The sequence below is a fragment of the Candidatus Abyssobacteria bacterium SURF_5 genome, assembly GCA_003598085.1.
Lineage (GTDB): Bacteria > Abyssobacteria > SURF-5 > SURF-5 > SURF-5 > SURF-5.
Genome location: QZKU01000052.1, coordinates 17,576 through 36,363, shown reverse-complemented (window position 1 = coordinate 36,363; position 18,788 = coordinate 17,576). Strand labels below are relative to the sequence as shown.

Here is an 18,788-nt window from a genome sequence, read left to right as displayed (position 1 = left end):
GCGCTTGCGTTATGGATGCCCTCCAAAATCAAAAGATGGTAATTAAGGAGGGAAAAGGAGATTTTTTTCTTGACTTTGGTTTTTAGAGATGACCCCTCCTTCGGACCCTCGCAAATTTCCAGACGAGAGGGAAAAAAAGAACATGCTCATGATATGATGGGATAAGTGTGTGAATTTAGGAAGAATGGACCTTCGATGGAGCATTTGTCTGCCTAACATATTGAACAAGACACTGGATCTCTTGCAAGCGGAAGGGATGGAGGCCACCCTCCGCTACTGCGCCGCCTATCTTCAATACCGCCTCCTCGGCAGGCGCATGCTTTCCGTCGAGGATATCCTGTATCAGCGCTGGCGGAAGGAGCATGCTGCATCTCCCGAGCAAATGCAAGCCATGCGGGCAAGCGTTTCCCGCCTCTCGTTCAAGCCTCTCATCAGCGTTGTGATGCCGGTTTATAATGTGGATGCCCGCCTCCTGCAGAAGGCGATTGGGAGCGTCGAGCGGCAGATATATCCGCGCTGGGAACTCTGCATCGCCGATGACTCCTCGACAAACGCGGCAACCAGGGCGGTTCTCGAACGATATGCCGGCGCCGACAAGAAAATCAAGATGCGCTTTTTGGAGCGGAACCAGGGAATTGCAGGCGCCTCGAATGCCGCGCTCGCGCTTGCTGAGGGCGAGTTCGTCGCTCTGCTCGATCATGATGACCAGCTTGCTCCCGTAGCGCTGTTCGAGGTGGTGAAGCTGCTGAACGAGCATCCGGACGCGGATTTCATATATTCAGACGAGGACAAAATTGACGAGCGCGGGCGGCACGTGGAGGCTTTTCTCAAGCCGGATTGGTCGCCCGAGCTTCTGCTTTCGACGATGTACACGTGTCACCTTGGTGTGTACCGGAGAAGCATTGTTGAAGAGATCGGCGGCTTTCGGGCGGGATTCGACGGAGCGCAGGATTTCGATCTGGCGCTTCGTCTGACAGAGCGGACCGATCGCATCCATCATATTCCGAAAGTTTTATACCATTGGCGCCGCTCGAGCGGATCGACGGCGATCAGCTATCATTCCTCCGCGGGCGGCAAAACGGCGGCAGCGTCCTCCATCAAGGCACTGCACGATGCGCTTGAAAGAAGAGGCGTTTCCGGCACCGTTGAACAGGGAAGATGCGCCGGCACCTATCGCGTGCGCGCGGCGTTTCCCTCGGACTCGCTCGTCAGCATTATCATACCCACCCGCGACAGAAGCGAGTACCTGAAGACGTGCATCGACTCGATATTTCGGCTCACGAAGCGCCCGCGTTTTGAAATCATAATTGCCGACAATGAGAGTTCTGAGCCGCGGACCAAGGAGTATTTTGCTTCGCTGGAGGGAGATAGCCGGGTTCGCATAATCGATTGTCCCGGCGACTTCAATTATTCGGCGATAAATAACGCGACCGCCGCCCGAGCCGAGGGGAACGCCCTCCTTTTTCTCAATAACGACACCGAAGTCATCGAGGCCGGCTGGTTGGAGGCGATGCTCGAGATGCTGGAGCTGCCGGGAGTGGCAATCGTGGGCGCGAAACTGCTGTATCCGGACGATACCGTACAGCATGCGGGCATAGCGCTGTGGCATTGCGGGACGGCGGCGCACGTTCACTCCCGCCTGCCGCGCGAGGAACCCGGCTATTTTTGCATGGCGGACGTCATTCGAAACTGCTCGGCGGTCAGCGGCGCCTGCATGATGGTGAAAAGGAGCGTCTTCGAGAGTCTTGGGGGCTTCGATTCCGCGTATAAGGTATCGTATCAGGACGTCGATTTATGCCTGCGGGCGGCTGAAGCGGGTTTTCGCACGGTCTTTACGCCGTTCGCCTTGCTGTATCATCATGAAAGCGCCAGCACGGGCAAGCGCGGTGACGAACATGAAGAGCTGCTTTTTTTTGAAAGATGGAAGAAAAAGCGCCCGTTCGATCCATATTATAATTCCAATTTTCCGGCGACTCGCGCCGATTTCCGGCTGGCGCGAGCCTGATCGATTCCCATTGTGCGAGTTGCGCGATTCTCGAAGTTTCGGGTAAGATATGCGGGTGGGACGCGAATCGGCGGCACATCGGAGGTAGAGCATGACGCCACTGTTGGGAAAAAAGATAGTCTTTCTCGGGGGAGGGAGCACGCAGTTTGCGCCCTTGCTTATTTCGGATTTTATCAAGACCAAGGATGTTTATGGCAGCACGATCGTCCTTGTCGACGTAAATGAGGAAAAACTGAAGCTGGTGTACCAATTGGGGCGACGTTTGATCGAGACGACGGGCGCGGCATTAAAACTCGAATATACGACCGATAGAGTCAGCGCGCTTCCCGGCGCCGATTTCGTCATTATCAGTGTCGAGGTGAATCGGTTCCCCCTGTGGCACATGGATCGGCGCATTCCGAAGAAATTTGGGATTGAGCAGGCGCAGGGAGAGAACGGGGGCCCGGGCGGCCTGTTTCACGCGATGCGCCAGATTCCGCTGGTCGTGGAAATCTGCCAGGATGTGGAGCGACTGTGTCCCGAGGCAATGGTGATCAACCTCGCAAATCCCATGAGCCGGATTCTTCAGGCCGTCAACGATTACACCAACGTCAGATTCATCGGAAGCTGTCATGAGATCGTGGACGGCAATGGTTATCTGTCAGCGCTTCTGGAAGTGCCCGAAGACCGCCTGCACGTTGTGGCGGCGGGCTTGAACCACTTCACGTGGTATCTGGATATCCGCGACAAACAGACGGGGGAAGACCTGTATCCAATGGTGCGCGAGTTGGCGCCGACACGCGTGCATATGGACCGGCTGCTCGTCGCCGACCTTTTCCGGCTGAGCGGGTATTTGTGCGTTACAAGCGACAGCCACATAGGAGAATACATCCCGGGCGGTCATATCTGGCGCACCCCCTGGGCGTCGGACCTGGAGCCGTTCGACTTCTTCTCCGTCTATCAAATCTACCTGAAGGATACGGATGAGCGCGTCCAGAATGCCGTTGCCGGAAAGTATCCGTTGCAGGAATTCATGCAGTGGCCAAGTGGGGAAATCGTTGCGGAGATCATCTCCGCGCTCGCACATGACCGCAAACAGCGCTTCAATGCGCTCAATCTGCCGAACGACGGCTACATCTCAAATCTGCCGCCAAATTCTATTGTGGAAGTTCCCGGCTGGACCCGGGGCGGCCAGACGGAAGGCGAGCCGGTCGGTTCGCTGCCCCCGCTCATATCCGGATGGTGTCATCTGCAGACCACGATCCACTACCTCAACGCGAAAGCGGCGATGGAGGGCAGCCGCCAGGCGGCGCTTGAGGCGATGCTCCTCGATCCGGCGGTGCCTGATCGGTTCACCGCGGAAAGATGCCTGGACGCCATGCTTGAGGCAAACAGGGAATACCTCCCGCGTTTCTTTTCATGATATGCCGCTGAGATCGGGCGGGTGACTTGCGCACCAGCACCCCTATACCTGCCAGGGTTCTTCGGATAGATTGAATGAGACCATTTTGAAATTGGTCGGGTCTGACGGCCGGCTCTGTTGCGGCTGGTAATCTTCAAGAAGCGGGAAATCATCAAGGTTTCTGGTGAATGCGGCCCGAAGAAATGAATCAACCCACCAGAAGATATCATATTGATCGACGAGGCGCCTGAGATTCTTCATTCTTTTCCGGCGCTCGTCTCTGCTCATGTGGTAGGCATGATTGATCGCATTTGATATCTCTTCTATGCTGTACGGATTCACCAGGAGCGCCCCTCTATGCATTTGCGCCGCAGACCCCGCGAATTCGCTCAGAATGAGCACGCACTCCTCTTCCAGGCTGCACGCGCAGTATTCTTTGGAAACCAGGTTCATGCCGTCCTTCAGCGGGGTCACAAGCGCGATTTCAGCGGCGCGATAATACGCCAGTAGCTCAGTGGGATCAAGACTCCGATATATGTAGTGGATCGGCACCCAGCCGGAAACCGTGAACTGCCCGTTGATCTCGCCGACCAGCCGCTCGATCTGCATTTTCAAGTTCTGGTACTCGGGGATATTCTCGCGGCTGGGCACCACGACCTGTATGAACGTCACCTTTTCGCGAAGGTCCGGATACTGCTGGAGCGCATACCGGAACGCCTCGAGCCGGTTGGTGATGCCTTTGGTATAGTCGAGCCGGTCAATTCCAAGAATCAACTGGCGGTTCGGCAGCGCCTCATGGATGTACCATGCCTGATCAGCCACCTCTTTGCTTGTTGCGCGACGAACAAATGAATCATAGTCAATGCTGATGGCGAAGCCGCCGATCCTCACCTCCCTGTCCTTGACACGCACCATGATGACCTGCCCTTTGCCTTCTGTGCGGACAGCGCCGTGAAAGGCTCGAATGCACTGCATGAAGTTGCGGCGGTCGCGCAGCGTTTGCAGTCCGATCAGGTCGTACTGCAGGAGGGCGCTCAGAATCTCGTGGCGCCACGGAATCTTCAGGAAGAAATCAAGATGAGGGAAGGGGATATGCAGGAAGAATCCGATCTTGTTTTTTACGCCCATCGCGCGCAACTCGCGCGCAACCGTCAGCAGGTGATAGTCGTGGATCCAGATGTAATCGTCTTTTTGAATATTGCGGGCAGTGACTTCCGCAAATTTTTGATTCACGTTCTGGTAAACGGTCCAGCTCGCCGGGTCGGGAATGAAGCGGGGCTGAAAATCGTGGAACACCGGCCAGAGTATCTGATTGGAAAAGGCGAAGTAAAATTGCCTTTTCTCTTCTTCAGTCAGCAGAACGGGCTTGAATGAATATCCCTCGGTTTTGGTGGCCTCATTCAGGACGGCCTCTATGTCCACGCCTTCTTCCTGAAGGATTCCCGGCCAGCCGATCCAGACGCCGCCGCGATTGCGGAGAACGGGCGCGATGGCGGTCACCAACCCGCCGGAGCCGGGCTTGCTGTGCAGTTTCCCGTCTTTCCCCCGGCTTATGATGACCGGGAGTCGGTTTGAGACGATGATCAGTCTGTTTGTGGGAAAGCGCGCTGCCGTCATATCGCCGCCTCCTTCCGTGCCGCCCATGGGGCCGGGGAATCAATGTGTCTTATCAACCGCCTTTCATCTCGTCAGTTGTCCGATCCTGCTTCAATGGTCAGGTGAAGTCGCCTGCAGCCAGCGCTTGAGGAAATCCAGCAGTTCCTCCGGCGGCACGAGCCAGATATCGGCTTCGGTCGGCCTGAACTCTTTGCGAACCAGGACGCTCAAGCCGCGCCGGCGAATGGCGACAAAAGCATCTTCATCCGTGTAATCGTCGCCGAGATATGCGGCTGCCGTGTCTTTTCCCATCTCATCCAAAACGGTGGTAACCGCATATCCTTTGTCGCGGCCGGGGATGCGGAGCTCGATTCCTCCGTCGAATTCATGCAGGTTCAATCCTCTTCTCTTTGCGAGCGGTGACAACCTGTCCTCGATCTTCCTGCGAAGTTGTTCAATCTCGCGCGGCTGAAGGCCTCGCCAGTGGATGGCGAGGCTTGCCGGCTTCGGCTCGGCGCGTGCGGCCAATCCTTCACTTTCGATCCATTCGTCGGCTTCGGCGAGTCCCTGCAGAGGGCCCTCCTCGAGTCGCCCGATCTCATATCTGCCATCCGGCGTCAGTTTTTCCCAGCCATGCGAGCCCCAGATTTCCGGAAGCCGCTCAAGGTCCAGCAACTCGACCAGATCGCGAATCCAGCGGCCTGTTATCAAAATCACGCGGGTGGGCCCGGAATCCACCAGCTTCTGCAGGATTTCCTTCACGCCGGGATAGGGGAGGGCTTCATTTCGATTGGGTGTGAACGGCGCGAGCGTGCCGTCGTAATCGAGCAGCAGCGCTCGTTTCTGCGCTCCGGCGACCTTCTCGAAAAAGGTTTCGAGTTGATATTCCGGCTTGAGAACGTTCATGTTTGCGGCGCCCTCGAATTAGGAATGAAAGACAATCTACTCCAACTCTATTCTGCTGATATTCCCGTAAGAAAGCGAGACGAGCATCGTGAGGTAGTCGCGGAGCTGCCGAGTCAGCAGAAAATTATCTCGCGCAAACCGTTTTGTCTTCTCGCCCATTTCTGCAATTTTTTCCCGGTGGCTCAGCAGATAGCGAATTCGCAAGGCCGCTCCCTCAGGAGAATCGACGAGGAATCCGGTATGGTGGTTGACGACCTGCAGGCGGATACCGCCGACGTTGCCGCCGATCACCGGCTTTCCCTTCCACATGGCTTCGGTCACGGTCAAACCGAATCCTTCTTTGATCGATTTCTGCAGCACGATGTCCGCCGCCCGCTGGAGCGCATTAATGATCCGGTGCGAGTCCGGCGGCAGCATCAGGATGTGGATGTCCGGATCGTCGGCGCCCACCGCCTCTACTTCTTTAAAAACCGCTTCTCCTTCCGGATCGTCGGTCGCCCCGCCGCCGGCTAAAACCAGTTGCAGCGCCGGAATCGACCTTTTCGCGATCTGGTATGCATGAATCACCCCGAGCGGGTCTTTGAACCGGTCGAATCGCGAGACCTGTACGATGAGCGGGCGCGCGCGGTCGATCTGGAAGCCGCTGCAAACCGCGTCGATCTCCTCTTGCGGAAGATCGATGTTCTTCTCTGAGAGCGGGTCGATACTTGGCGGAATGATGTACTGCGGGTGCGGCAGCCTCTTCTGAAAGTCGGCGAGAGAAAAGACACTGGCGTCGTAGATCGAAATGAAATCATGAAGGTATTTCCACACGAGCCGGTACGGCCGGCTGATATCCACGTGACAGCGCCAGATCCACTTGCCCTTGTGCTCGCCGCACAACTTGAGCAAGGCGGCGGGCTGAAGATCATGGATGAACACGAAATCGGCGCTGTCAAGCACCGGACACAGAGTTTCCGCATTCTCGGCGCTGGTTCGCTCATAGGATTTGATCATTCCCGCCGGCATTGCCACTCTGTTTCCCTGCAGCGCATTATGGAACGCTTTGGTGCATTGAAAAAATTCATTGTCCCCGCTAATGACGTGCCAATCGGCATCGATGTCGAGGTCCCGCATCATGGGCACCAGCTTGTGCAGGATTTCCGCCACCCCACCCCCTTCGCGTGTGGAATTGACATGAATAATCTTTTTGCCCTGAAGCGGGCGGGAAAGTTGCCGGAGATGCTGAATGACATCCTCTCCCACAACTTCAGCATATTTATTGAGAAGTTTGTTCATGACGGCGCGCCTTCAAAGTAATTCTTGAACATCGCGGACAGCTCGTCTCGAAGTTCGGCGAGTGTCGGAAAAAAGGGGTCGACTGAGGCAAGCTGCTGAATCAGCTTTTCATGGAAATCGCCGTATCCCTGGAGCCATGAACGAAAGTCATCGATGTTATTCGGCGTGCGTCTGCGCGCATCAATAAAGTGATAGAAGATGCTGCCGAGCGACAGATGCGGAACGGCAACTACTAACTCTTTTGGGTCCTTCAGCCGCTTGTGCGTGTCAAAGACGACCATGTGAGTCGTGATGAAATTGAATTGCCGGTCATGCGGCGCCCAGGGAACGACGTCGCTTTCCTCCAGCCTTTCCTCAACTATATCGATCAGCTCCCGCCGCAAATCCTCCAGATCGGGGAAATCGGTAGGATCAATTACGCCAAGCCGCTCGGCCAGTTTTCCCTCGTTGAGGCCGCGATATGCCCATGCCGCAAAGTCATTATTGAACTCCGGATCGTCGAAACGTGGCCGCAGAAGGCCTCCCCAGAAGTGATGATAGATGCTGTCCGGATCAACGGAAGCGAGGTGCTCGCGCAGTTCTCTCAGGTTAAGCGCCCTTCGGCCCGTTGCTATGGCCACGACTGCGCAATCCTTGATCGCGAACGAGTCGAAAGCTGTTTCTGCCTGATTCATGTTTCTCCCGCATATGCATGAGTGTTCGTGCTTGTCTTAGAGTATCAACATTTGCCGCGCGGGGCAACCCTTTTTTGCCTGTCAGACGCGCTCACGTGCTATCAGGCGGAAGCAGGGGGTCTTTTTCGATGCACCATGAGACGGGTCAGCAAGAGTGGACGTATTATTATCGAATCTGCGGCCAAAGAGATGAGATGTGTTCTCTAAATTCCCTCGCGCCTTTCCTGAAGGCGGCGCATATGCGCCAACACCTTCGAGGCGCCGCGGACGGAATCAAAAGTGCAGACGCCGGCTTCCAACAGGCGATTCTTCAGAGTGAGGCGGAACGTTTCCGCTTCGATAACGTCGGAATCGCGCTGAACGGCAAAAGCCACCGGTTTCGCGGCCGTTTCCCTCACCGTTTTCAGAGATTCGATAATCTGTTCAAAGGCGTCCTCAGTCGAGATCCCGAACCGCTTCACGTTTCTGAAGAGGAAGTAAAGTTGATAGGCAAACAGAATGCATTCAACGTTGGGATCCTTTTCGACAATGCGAACGAGCTTCAAGATATTTTCCGGATAGATGCCGTGCGCGCTTGAGTCGATCGGGTTCCTTCGGATCGTGCCCGCCTCTCGCAGAACGGTCAAAAGCTCGCGCTGGGTCTCCTCTTTTAGAGGCGGGAGTGTAAGACCGGCCTCATAGCACTGATCGGCGGCTACCACGCTGTTGCCGCCGCCGGTGCATATGAGCGCCGTATTGAGTCCGCTCGGAAACGGGAGGCATTCGAGCCCGAGCATCAGCTCGATCATTTCCTCATAATCGTCGACCAGGACTGCGCCGGCCTGCTTGATCATTGCCTTCCAGACCTCGAACGAGCCGGCAAGCGCGCCGGTATGCCCGACAGCGGCGGTGGTTCCCGCGGGCGTGCGGCCTCCTTTCCAAATGATAACCGGTTTTCGGGCCGCCGCCTCGCGCAACGCATCAAAGAACAGGCGCTTTTCGCGCACTCCCTCGATATAGATACCGATCACACCCGTTCTATCGTCTTCGGAAAAATATCTGAGGAAATCGCTCGAAGAGAGATCGCTTGCATTTCCGTAGCTGATCGCCTTCGAGAGGCGCAGTCCGCGCTCGGTGGCGCAGCGGATAAAGTTGATAGCGTGGCCTCCGCTTTGGGAGATGAAGGCGACACGGCCGGATTCAACAGGATGAGTCGAATCGAAGCCCACGCGCGCCTCGGGACAATATGCACCCATGCAGTTCGGGCCAATCAGCCGCGTCTTGCCCGATGCCAGCCGAACCAGCTCATCCTCCAAACGCCTGCCCTCTTCGGTCTGCAATTCTCCGAATCCCGCCGTAAAGAAGTGGATGAAAGGCACCTGCTTTTCGATGCATTCGGCTACAACGCCCGCGGTTGCGGACGCGGGCACCCCGATTACCGCATAGTCCACCGGGCCGGGTATGTCTCTGACGCTCCGGTACGCGGGCAACCCCATGATGATTTCTTCGCCGGACACATTGACCGGATACAGGCCTCCCTGATATCCAAGTGCTACCAGGCTGTGCAGGAACATGCTTGACCCTCTGGCGTAATTGTCAGAGGCGCCGATGACCGCGATTCCGCGAGGATAAAACAAGCGGCTCAAATCCCTCAAATCCGGGTCTGCTGTTTCAATCCGGCTGCCGCCGCTATTTTGCGATTCCATTGAAAAAACCTCTCGTAATTTTGGGAAATACACTGCCGAAAAGCTATGAGACAGGTCTGGGGTGGCATCATTCTATCATTTGCATCTTTTTGGGGTCAAATGGGATGGGATGTTTACGCGAAAGGAGGAGAACTAAGGGGGGTCCTACTCTCGAATTACAGGTTTTCGGCAAATTGACACCCATTTCGTGCTCCTGTATACTGAAAATAGATATCCCCCGATTTCGTCTGAAATAAAATCAGGAGCTGCAAGAGCATGAAAATAGCCATAGTCGGAAAAGGCGGAGTCGGCAAGACCACGCTTGCCGGAACGCTTGCGAGAATGCTTGCGGACGACGGTTACAAGGTGATGGCGATCGACGCCGATCCCGACGCAAATCTCGCCTCTGCAATAGGTTGCAAGCCGGAGATCGCACGCGAGATCACACCTATCGCTGATATGAAGGACTTCATTCGGGAGCGGACCGGCGCCCAGCAGGGCTATGGAGTCATGTTCAAGCTGAATCCCAAAGTGGACGATATTCCCGACACCTACAGCCGTGAAGTCGAGGGAGTCAAATTCCTGATCATGGGTTCGCTCGATGGAGGCGGCACGGGATGTCTTTGTCCCGAAAATGTGGTGCTGCGGCGGTTTCTCGAAGAAGTTCTTGAATACAGGGACGAGACGGTGATCCTGGATATGGAGGCCGGCCTCGAACACCTGGGACGGGGAACGGCGCGCGCAGTGGATCTGCTTGTCATCGTTGTTGAGCCCGGCCTGCGAAGCATCGAAACGGCGCGCTCCATCATCAAGCTGGCGAGCGATCTCGGCATCCAGGCGATGCGGCTTGTCATGAATAAAGTCGTCGATGAAGCCGACGCCCAACTGCTGCGGAAGAACTTTCCGGACAACCAAATATTGGGATACATCTCGTATGACCGCAACCTTATGACATTCGACCGCGAGGGAAAGGCCGCTTACGACGCGTATAAATCAACTGACGCCGGTTTCCTGAAAGAGATGACGGGCATCAAGGAGAAGGTGATTGCCTTGATCGAATCCGGGAGCGGCGCCGAATAGGTTTTGGAGCATTCGATGAGCAAATTGATCGCGATTACGGGCAAAGGCGGCGTCGGCAAAACGACCATAGCCGCCCTGCTTGTTCGATACCTGGTGCAAAAGAAAGAGACGCCTGTCTTGGTGGTCGATGCCGACCCGAATTCGAACCTCAACGAGGTGCTCGGTTTACAGGTGGCTGAGACGATCGGCTCGATCCGGGAGGAGATGGCGGAGCGCTCGGGCACGCTTCCCGGCGGGATGGCGAAACACGACTACCTCGAGCTGAAGGTGCAGGAATGCCTGATCGAGGCCGATGGGTTCGACCTGCTCGTCATGGGCCGCCCCGAGGGGCCCGGCTGCTACTGCTTCGCGAATAACGTTCTGCGGGACGTCCTGAAGATTCTCAGCAAACAGTACGCGCGTATCGTCGTTGACAACGAGGCGGGAATGGAACACATGAGCCGGCGAATAACGACCGTCATGGATCATCTGCTCGTCGTCTCCGATCCTTCGCTTCGGTCGATGCTCGCCGCCGAACGAATCCGCGAATTGGTCTCGGAGCTGAAGCTGACTATCGGGACCATGCATCTGTTGATGAACCGGGTGCATAATGGGCTTTCGCCCGAAGTCGAACAGAGGATCAGTTCGCTGGGAATTCCGGTGATCGGCCTCATTCCTGAAGACGAGCTCTTGCGGGAATTTGACGGGAGCGGCAAGCCGCTGGTTCAACTTCCTGATTCATCTACCACGATTCGGATGGTCAAAGAGATCGCAGATCGCCTGGACCTGTAAGCCGAATCAGATGATTCCGAGTTCCTTTAACGTTGCGATGCCGAGGATGACCACGTAGATATACAGCCCCACAAGCAGTATCTCGGCTTTGTATTTCTTGAATGTGTCCAGTATGGCAGCCATAACAAAAAGACCTGGAAATTTGATCTCCTTCCTGTTATCTATTAGTCTACCACATGCACTTTGGAAAAAGAAATCTTCTTCAATTGCGCACGACTCACACGAAGGAAGAATTCACGGCCTGACTGCTTGACGGAAAGGAAAAGGCGGCATCGGATGAAGAGTTTCAACAAAAGGGGCGACGACGGCACCACCAGTCTGTTGTTCGGCCATCGTATTCCAAAGTACTCACCGCGGCCCGAGGCGTACGGCGCGATCGATGAAGCCAGCTCAGCCCTCGGGCTGGCCAGGGGGCTGATTGAAAATGGCGACCTCAAACAGATTATCCTGGACATCCAGCATGATCTCTTCGTGGTCGGATCGGAATTGGCCGCGCTGCCCGACGAGAATAAGAAACTGAAGAAGAGGATAACGCGTGAGCACACCCTGCGGATCGAGAGCTTGATCGAATGCTATGAAAATCTTGTGGAGATGCCGAGAAGATTTGTGCCGCCGGGCGGGAGCCCCGGCGCCGGCTCGCTTGACCTGGCGCGCTCGACGCTCAGGCGCGCCGAGCGCCGCATTGCAAAGCTGTTTGACGACGGCGAAGTGAAGAACCCGGAAATCCTCTGTTACTGCAATCGGCTGGCCGATCTCCTGTTCACGCTTGCCCGATATGAAGAGGGCAGCGCAAGGCCGGACCCGCAGAATCCTGCTTGAAATTCACCTTTGAGGAAAGGAGAAACCGGAGATGGACCTGCAGTTGAAAGGGAAGGTTGCCGTAGTGACGGGCGGCGGCCGCGGCATCGGACTGGCGATTGCCCGCGAACTGGCGGAGGAAGGCGCGCACATCGCGATCGCGGAAATCGACCAGAGCAGCGCGGCCCAGGCTGCTGCGTCATTGAAAAGCATAGGGGTTAAGTCATTTGCCGTCGCAACCGATGTCACCGATCCGGCAAGCGTGGACGCGATGGTCAAAGCTGTGGTCAAAGAGCTCGGGCCGGTTCAGATTCTGGTGAATAATGCCGCAAAGCTGCCCCAGTTTCTTTCTTTTGTTGAGGAGAAGAATAGCGATCGGCAGGTCTGGTCGCAGGTGGTTGATGTCTGTTATCACGGCGCCATCAACTGCACGGCGGCAGTCATCGAAAGCATGATCGAAGCCGGATACGGCAAGATCATCAACATGGCCTCCGATGCCGCCAAAGTAGGCGAGCCGAGACAGGCGGTTTACGCGGGCGCCAAGGGCGCCATCGTCTCCTTCACCAAGTCGATCGCCAAAGAGGTCGGCCGTTACGGAATCAATGTGAATGCAATCTGCCCCAGTATGACCAAGACCGAGGCCGTTCAGCAGATGCTTTCGGAGGAATTTGAGAAGAAGGTGGTGAAGGCATACCCCATGCGGCGGCTCGGCGACCCTCGAGACATCGCGCATCTGGCGGTGTTCCTCGCTTCCGACCGCGCCTCATGGATAACCGGCCAGGCCATCAGTGTCAACGGCGGTTATGCAACCGCCTGAATGATATGAGCGCCTTGAAATTTCTATTTCGCGAAGGCTCCATCGGCTCAATGACGGTGCGTAACCGCATCGTGATGGCGGCCATGCATCTCGGCTATGCTGAGGATGGCTATGTCACGGAGCGCATGATCCGCTATTACGAGGAATGCGCCCGAGGCGAAACCGGTTTGATCGTTTGCGGCGGCTTCAAGGTGCACCGGCTCGGCGGCGGCGGAATGGGATTCCTCAGCATCGACGACGACAAATATATTCCTGCGATGGCCGCGCTGAATGAGCGCCTTCACTTTCATGGCGCAAAGACGGCGGCTCAACTGTTCCACGCAGGCCGCTATGCCTTCTCCTTTACGATCGACGGCGAACAGCCGGTATCTTCCTCGGCTATCCCCTCCCGCTTAACGCGCGAGACGCCGCGCGAGCTTTCAATTCCTGAGATACGCGAGATAGAGGAGGCTTTCGTTGCGGCCGCCATTCGAGCGCGCGCGGCCGGATTCGACGCCGTCGAAATTATCGGATCAACGGGCTACCTCATCAGTCAGTTTCTTTCTCCTTTATCAAATCAGCGGCGAGACAGCTACGGCGGCTCGCTTCAAAACCGCGCCCGGTTTGGAATTGAAGTAATCCAGGCGATAAAGCAGGGGTGCGGCGCGGACTATCCGGTGATCATGCGTCACAGCGGCACGGAGCTGATGGAAGGCGGCAACTCGATCATGGAATCGATCGAGATCGCCCGGTTATTTGAGAGAGCCGGCGCGGACGCCGTCAGCATCCAGATCGGCTGGCACGAATCACGTACTCCGACGGTGGCGGCATCCGTTCCGCACGGCGCCTTCACCTTCCTCGCCCGAAAGATCAGGTCCTCTGTCGCCGTTCCTGTCATGACCTGCAATCGGATAACCGATCCGGCGCTGGCGGAATCGATTTTGGAGGACGGCGACGCCGATTTTATCGCAATGGCGCGCGCGCTGAACGCGGACCCCCATTTTTCGAAGAAGGCGCGCGAGGGCAGATTTGATGAGATTATTCCGTGCACCGGCTGTAATGAAGGATGCCTCGACAGAATCTTCACCGGCCAGCCGAGCACGTGCATGAATAACCCAGTGCGGGGAAATGAAGAAGAATTCTCGATCACAGGCGCCGAGCGTCCGAAGAAGATACTCGTTGTCGGCGGCGGTCCGGGCGGTTTGGAGGCCGCGCGCGTCCTCGCCGAACGGGGCCACCGGGTGACGTTGTACGAGAAAACGGGCTGGCTCGGCGGGCGGCTCGTCTACGGCTCGATTCCGCCCGGGCGCGAGGACCTCCGCAAAACGATCCAATATCTTGCCGGGGCGGCGGAACGCGCAGGAGTCGAGATTATTCTTGAGACGGAAATGACTCCCTCACTGGCAAAGGCCCAAACACCGGATGCGGTCGTGCTCGCAAGTGGAGCGCGTACTCGCGTTCCGGACATTTCCGGCATTGACAGCACAAAAGTCGCGGCGGCCGAAGACGTGCTGGCGGGGCGCGTGCCGCTCGGCCAAAACGTTGTCATTATCGGCGCCGGCGGAGTCGCCTGCGAAGTGGGAATTTACGCGGCGCGTAAGGGTGCGATATCGCCTGAGGCGGCAGTTTTTCTCGCCGAGCACGGGGTGGTTCCTCCTGGCGAAGCAGTTGAATTGGCTCGCCGGGGAAGTCGGCAGGTAACGCTGGTGAGGCGCGGCTCGGCCGTCGGTGAGACGCTCGGCAGGAGCACCCGCTGGGTCATCCTGCAGGAGCTCAAAAAGCTCGGCGTCAGAACGATCACCGGCGCGCATTATCTCGAATTGAACGACAAGGGGCTCCTTATTCAGCTCGATGGCCGCACCGAATTACTCGAAGCCGACACCATAATACTGGCGGCGGGATACGAAGCGGATTCCAAGCTTGCCGAAAGATGGAGGGAAGCGGCGCCTGAGATTCACGTGATCGGCGATGCGCTCGCTCCGGCGAAAGGCATAGACGCGATTATTGAAGGCGCTCGGGTCGGTCGAATGTTGTAAACGACGCGGGAAACTCTATAACTGGTTTAGCCGATCCATCGCATAGCCGGCAAATTTGCTGCCGGCATATTCGTTTATGATCATGTTGAGATATTTTCGCGCGTTTTCAGGATCGCCCAGATTCTGCGCGTGAATTTCGGAGAGCCGCATCAGGGCTGAACAGCGCTGGTTCATGTCGAGCTTTTCAGTGAGCGCCGCGATTTCAGCATACGCCTCCACCGCCTTGCGGTAATCCCCCGCCTGATAGCGCAGGTCAGCCAGCCGAAACCGGGCGGTGACGTCATGCGGATCATCCGCGATGACGATCTCATATTCCGCAATCGCTCCCGCCACGTCTTCCTCCGCCACCTTTCGCTCCGCTTTCGCATATGATTTGATGACCTTGAGGTCGCGCGCCGGATTGGGCATTACGCCCAGCGAAATCAATTCGAAAAGGAGAGGGCCCTGCGTCATGAGAATGAGGATCATGCTCAGCACCAGCACGAACAGACCCGCGGCGTCGTCCGTCCTGGCATACAAGAGGCCGGAGAACTCGACATAGACGATAAGAAAAATGAAGAGGAATACCCATCCGATGGTGGTGCGGCCCTCGACGTATCCGGAATAGGCGAACCAGATGGATACCGCGATGAGAAGAGCGAGAATGATGCCGAGAGCTATGATCAGGATCATGGCTGAAAAGGAGGCCCGTCGTGCGGAAGCCTATGCATTTGCGATTATCTGCGGATTGCGGACGTGATTGACCGCGACGTCGTACGAGATGATTCCGCGCAGATAGAGCTGCTTGATCGAGGCGTCGAGCGAGATCATGCCGTCCTTGGAGTGTGTCTCCATAATGCTGTATATCTGGTGCGATTTCGACTCGCGAATCAGATTGCCGACGGCTGAATTATTGCGCAGAATCTCGCACGCGAGGACTCGGCCTTTCCCGTTGGCTCGCGGCAGCAGGCGCTGCGAGACGACGGCCAGCAGGCTCAACGCGAGTTGGATGCGTATCTGCTGCTGCTGATGTGAGGGGAACACGTCCACGATGCGGTCGACCGTCTGAATCGCGTCGTTCGTATGCAGCGTGGCGATGACGAGATGCCCCGTCTCGGCGGCCGTCAATGCGGAAGAAATCGTTTCCAGATCGCGCATTTCGCCGATGAGGATGACGTCCGGGTCCTGCCGCAGAACGTACTTGAGGGCGCCCGCAAACGTAAGCGTATCGCTGCCGAGCTCGCGCTGGTCGATGACGGACTTGCGGTGGTGATGTACGTACTCGATCGGGTCCTCGACGGTGATAATATGGCAGCGCTTGTGCGTATTGATCAGATCGATCATGGCCGCCTGCGTCGTCGTTTTGCCGTGGCCGGTGGGGCCCGTAACCAGGATGAGCCCCTGCGGCCGGAAAGCGAGCTTGGCGACGATCTTGGGAAGCCCCAGTTCCTCGAGCGAAGGGATTTTCTCGGCTATTGCGCGCATTGCGGCTGTGACGCAGCCCTTCTGCATGTAAACGTTCACCCTGAAGCGGTGGCCTCCGCTCACGCCGATCGACATGTCGAGTTCGCGCTTCTCTTCGAATTCCTCCCGCTGTTTATCCGTCAATATGCTATATATCAGCCGCTTGTTTTCTTCCGGCGTCAACTCGGGATATTCGGTCGCCTTCAACTCGCCATTGACCCGGATCAAAGGCGGCGCCCCCGCTGTGAGCAGCAAGTCCGAAGACTTGCGGACCATGACCAGATCGAACAGGCTCTTCATGTCGATCCTGCCGCTGCGACTGACATCGGGGACGGTGTGCTCGGGTTGATAAGCTTCCATTACCTTTTCTCCTAGATCGGCTCCTCAAAACGTCGGGCCCGGATGGAATCGACTCCGGTAAACATACCTTGCGCGTTCAATTTGAACTCTTCGGGATTCGACGCGTTTTGAAGGGCGTCTTCATAAGTAATCTGCCCCTTCTGATATAAATCGAGGAGAGACTGGTTGAATGTCTGCATCCCGAATTCGCGTCCCTCTTTTATGTAATCCGGAATTGACTTCGTGTTGCCCTCGAGCAGCAGTTTCCGGATGAGCGGGGTCACCCGGAGCACCTCGATCGCGGGAACACGCCCTTTCCCGTCGCTGCGCGGCAGCAGCCGCATGCAAAGGACCCCCTTCAGGCACAGGGACAGCTCCAGGCGTACCTGATGGCGCATGTATTCGGGGAAGTAGTTTATGATGCGATCGATTGTCTGGGCGGTATCCACATTGTGCAGCGTTGTAACCACCAGGTGACCGGTCTGAGCGGCCGAAAGAGCGATAAGCATCGTTTCCAGGTCCCGCATTTCCCCTATGAGAATGACATCGGGGCTTTGCCTGACCACGTGTTTCAATGCATCGGCGAAACTGTTCGTGTCGAACCCGACCTCACGCTGATTGATCAGGCTTTTCTTGTCGAAATGGATGAATTCTATCGGGTCTTCAATGGTGACGATGTGCTTGCTGAAATTTCGGTTGATGTGGTCGATCATGGCCGCCTGTGTCGTTGTTTTGCCGCTTCCCGTCGCGCCCGACACGATGATCAGGCCGCGCGACATCTCGGCAAATTCGCGCACAACCGGCGGTAAAGCAAGGTATTCGAATCCAAGGTTTTCCGATGGGATATGCCTGATGACCGCGCCAATATGGCCCCGCTGCCTGAAGACGTTGACTCTGAACCGGTTGCCGCTTGGCAGGGCGTAAGAAAGGTCGAGGTCCGGGTCTTGCGCAAACCGTTCGCGCTGAAAGGGAGTCATCACTGTTTCGATAAAAACATCCACATCCGCGTCGGTAAGCGTATCGAAAGAGGTTTGGCTGATGCGCCCGTTCATCCTGAAGGCGGGACGCTCGCCGACCTTGAGATAGCAATCAGAAGCCTTTGATAACACCATTTGTTCGAGAATCTTGATCGGTTCAAGCTTCATAAATAACCGGTTTTCCTCTATTTACCTTAACCCACATCTTAACTTTTCGGACTCGGAAAATCAAGCTTTGAAGGAGTGAGTCCAAATGTTGCGCAGAAACCCTCGATTACCGCTCTTTTGACCTCCTCCATGGGCGGCGCTTTCCCGAGCGCTTCTTCCATGCTGATAACCTCCCTGTTTCGGATGCCACAGGGGATAATCAATTGGAAGTGATCCATCTTTGGAGCGACATTAAGCGCGAATCCGTGAAATGTGATCCAGCGGCTGATGCCGATTCCGATAGCCGCTATTTTTCCCCCATTTACCCAGACGCCGGTGAGGCCGGGTTCAACCCCCGCTCGAATCCCGAATTTCTCCAGGGCGCGAATGAGCGAGGCCTCTATCGAGCGCAATATCCAATTAACATCCTGGCGATGGACGCGCAGGTCCAGGATCGGATATCCGACAAGTTGGCCGGGGCCGTGATAAGTGACATCGCCGCCGCGATCCGTATCGATCACATCGATTCCCATCGACCTTAGATGGTGCGTTGGAGCACAGATATGCTCGCGGCGGCCCCGGCGTCCGAGCGTAAGCACGGGGAAATGTTCGACCAGAATCAGTGTGTCCGAATCGGCCCCGTCAATCTTCGATCGAACCTTTTCCTTTTGGAAGGCATACGCCTTGGCGTAGGAGCAGACGGCAAGATCAATGATTTCACACGCGCGCCCGCCGGGCGCGTTTTCAGCCGGCGATGGTTTCAATCGTTCATTCATATCTTCTTCAACTCGAGAGGCATTTAATTATAGCGCCTCGACTGGATTCTTTGCCAGCAGCAAGCATAAGGGGTTCAACGCGGCGGGATCGTGCTCTGTTCTGGGTGTCTGGTCAGAGCGC

General features: G+C 56.4%; 16 protein-coding genes. 7 read left to right on the top strand and 9 right to left on the bottom strand.

From position 1 onward, the window contains the following. Positions 1-184 precede the first annotated feature (184 nt). Together C4520_07180 and C4520_07175 are read left to right on the top strand one after the other, a co-directional pair. Complete coding sequence (locus C4520_07180) at positions 185-2,005, top strand: glycosyltransferase family 2 protein (GenBank protein RJP23021.1); 1,821 nt, start codon at positions 185-187, stop codon at positions 2,003-2,005. A 91-nt stretch (positions 2,006-2,096) separates the two neighbouring features. Then, positions 2,097-3,407, top strand: coding sequence for a hypothetical protein (locus C4520_07175; protein RJP23020.1), 1,311 nt, complete (start codon positions 2,097-2,099; stop codon positions 3,405-3,407). A gap of 42 nt (positions 3,408-3,449) precedes the next feature. On the opposite strand, the gene C4520_07170 is transcribed toward C4520_07175, so the two are convergent. From C4520_07170 to C4520_07150, 5 genes are all read right to left on the bottom strand, one after another. After that, positions 3,450-5,003, bottom strand: coding sequence for a trehalose-6-phosphate synthase (locus C4520_07170; protein RJP23024.1), 1,554 nt, complete (start codon positions 5,001-5,003; stop codon positions 3,450-3,452). A 90-nt stretch (positions 5,004-5,093) separates the two neighbouring features. After that, the gene (gene otsB, locus C4520_07165; protein RJP23019.1) at positions 5,094-5,888 is read right to left on the bottom strand and encodes a trehalose-phosphatase; all 795 of its coding nucleotides are present in this window, start codon (positions 5,886-5,888) and stop codon (positions 5,094-5,096) included. Between the two features lie 36 nt (positions 5,889-5,924). Continuing rightward, complete coding sequence (locus C4520_07160; GenBank protein ID RJP23018.1) at positions 5,925-7,166, bottom strand: glycosyltransferase; 1,242 nt, start codon at positions 7,164-7,166, stop codon at positions 5,925-5,927. Further along, entirely contained in the window at positions 7,163-7,840 is a 678-nt protein-coding gene (locus C4520_07155; protein ID RJP23017.1) for a hypothetical protein, read from the bottom strand. Before C4520_07155 ends, C4520_07160 begins: the two co-directional genes overlap by 4 nt. A gap of 203 nt (positions 7,841-8,043) precedes the next feature. Beyond that, on the bottom strand, positions 8,044-9,525 hold the full coding sequence (locus C4520_07150; GenBank protein ID RJP23016.1) for a hypothetical protein: 1,482 nt from the start codon (positions 9,523-9,525) through the stop codon (positions 8,044-8,046). Between the two features lie 255 nt (positions 9,526-9,780). Here C4520_07150 and C4520_07145 point away from each other — a divergent pair, with 255 nt between their 5' ends. From C4520_07145 to C4520_07125, 5 genes are all read left to right on the top strand, one after another. Then, positions 9,781-10,584, top strand: coding sequence for a carbon monoxide dehydrogenase (locus C4520_07145; protein ID RJP23015.1), 804 nt, complete (start codon positions 9,781-9,783; stop codon positions 10,582-10,584). A 15-nt stretch (positions 10,585-10,599) separates the two neighbouring features. Continuing rightward, positions 10,600-11,355, top strand: coding sequence for a DUF87 domain-containing protein (locus C4520_07140; GenBank protein RJP23014.1), 756 nt, complete (start codon positions 10,600-10,602; stop codon positions 11,353-11,355). A gap of 276 nt (positions 11,356-11,631) precedes the next feature. Beyond that, positions 11,632-12,174 (top strand): cob(I)yrinic acid a,c-diamide adenosyltransferase, encoded by a 543-nt coding sequence (locus tag C4520_07135; protein ID RJP23013.1) that lies wholly within the window; start codon positions 11,632-11,634, stop codon positions 12,172-12,174. A gap of 31 nt (positions 12,175-12,205) precedes the next feature. Further along, positions 12,206-12,970, top strand: coding sequence for a glucose 1-dehydrogenase (locus C4520_07130; protein RJP23012.1), 765 nt, complete (start codon positions 12,206-12,208; stop codon positions 12,968-12,970). Then, the gene (locus tag C4520_07125) at positions 12,919-14,985 is read left to right on the top strand and encodes an FAD-dependent oxidoreductase (GenBank protein ID RJP23011.1); all 2,067 of its coding nucleotides are present in this window, start codon (positions 12,919-12,921) and stop codon (positions 14,983-14,985) included. Before C4520_07130 ends, C4520_07125 begins: the two co-directional genes overlap by 52 nt. A 15-nt stretch (positions 14,986-15,000) precedes the next feature. On the opposite strand, the gene C4520_07120 is transcribed toward C4520_07125, so the two are convergent. The 4 genes from C4520_07120 to lipB all read right to left on the bottom strand — a co-directional run bounded on the left by C4520_07120 (position 15,001) and on the right by lipB (position 18,667). Continuing rightward, positions 15,001-15,657, bottom strand: a complete 657-nt coding sequence (locus C4520_07120) for a hypothetical protein (protein ID RJP23010.1) — start codon at positions 15,655-15,657, stop codon at positions 15,001-15,003. Positions 15,658-15,687: 30 nt separating this feature from the next. Then, the gene (locus C4520_07115; protein RJP23023.1) at positions 15,688-16,734 is read right to left on the bottom strand and encodes a type IV pilus twitching motility protein PilT; all 1,047 of its coding nucleotides are present in this window, start codon (positions 16,732-16,734) and stop codon (positions 15,688-15,690) included. 65 nt (positions 16,735-16,799) lie between these two features. Then, a complete protein-coding gene (locus C4520_07110; protein RJP23009.1) occupies positions 16,800-17,912 on the bottom strand; it encodes a PilT/PilU family type 4a pilus ATPase in 1,113 nt (370 codons plus the stop codon). Positions 17,913-17,950: 38 nt separating this feature from the next. Then, complete coding sequence (lipB, locus tag C4520_07105) at positions 17,951-18,667, bottom strand: lipoyl(octanoyl) transferase LipB (GenBank protein RJP23008.1); 717 nt, start codon at positions 18,665-18,667, stop codon at positions 17,951-17,953. Positions 18,668-18,788: the final 121 nt, after the last annotated feature.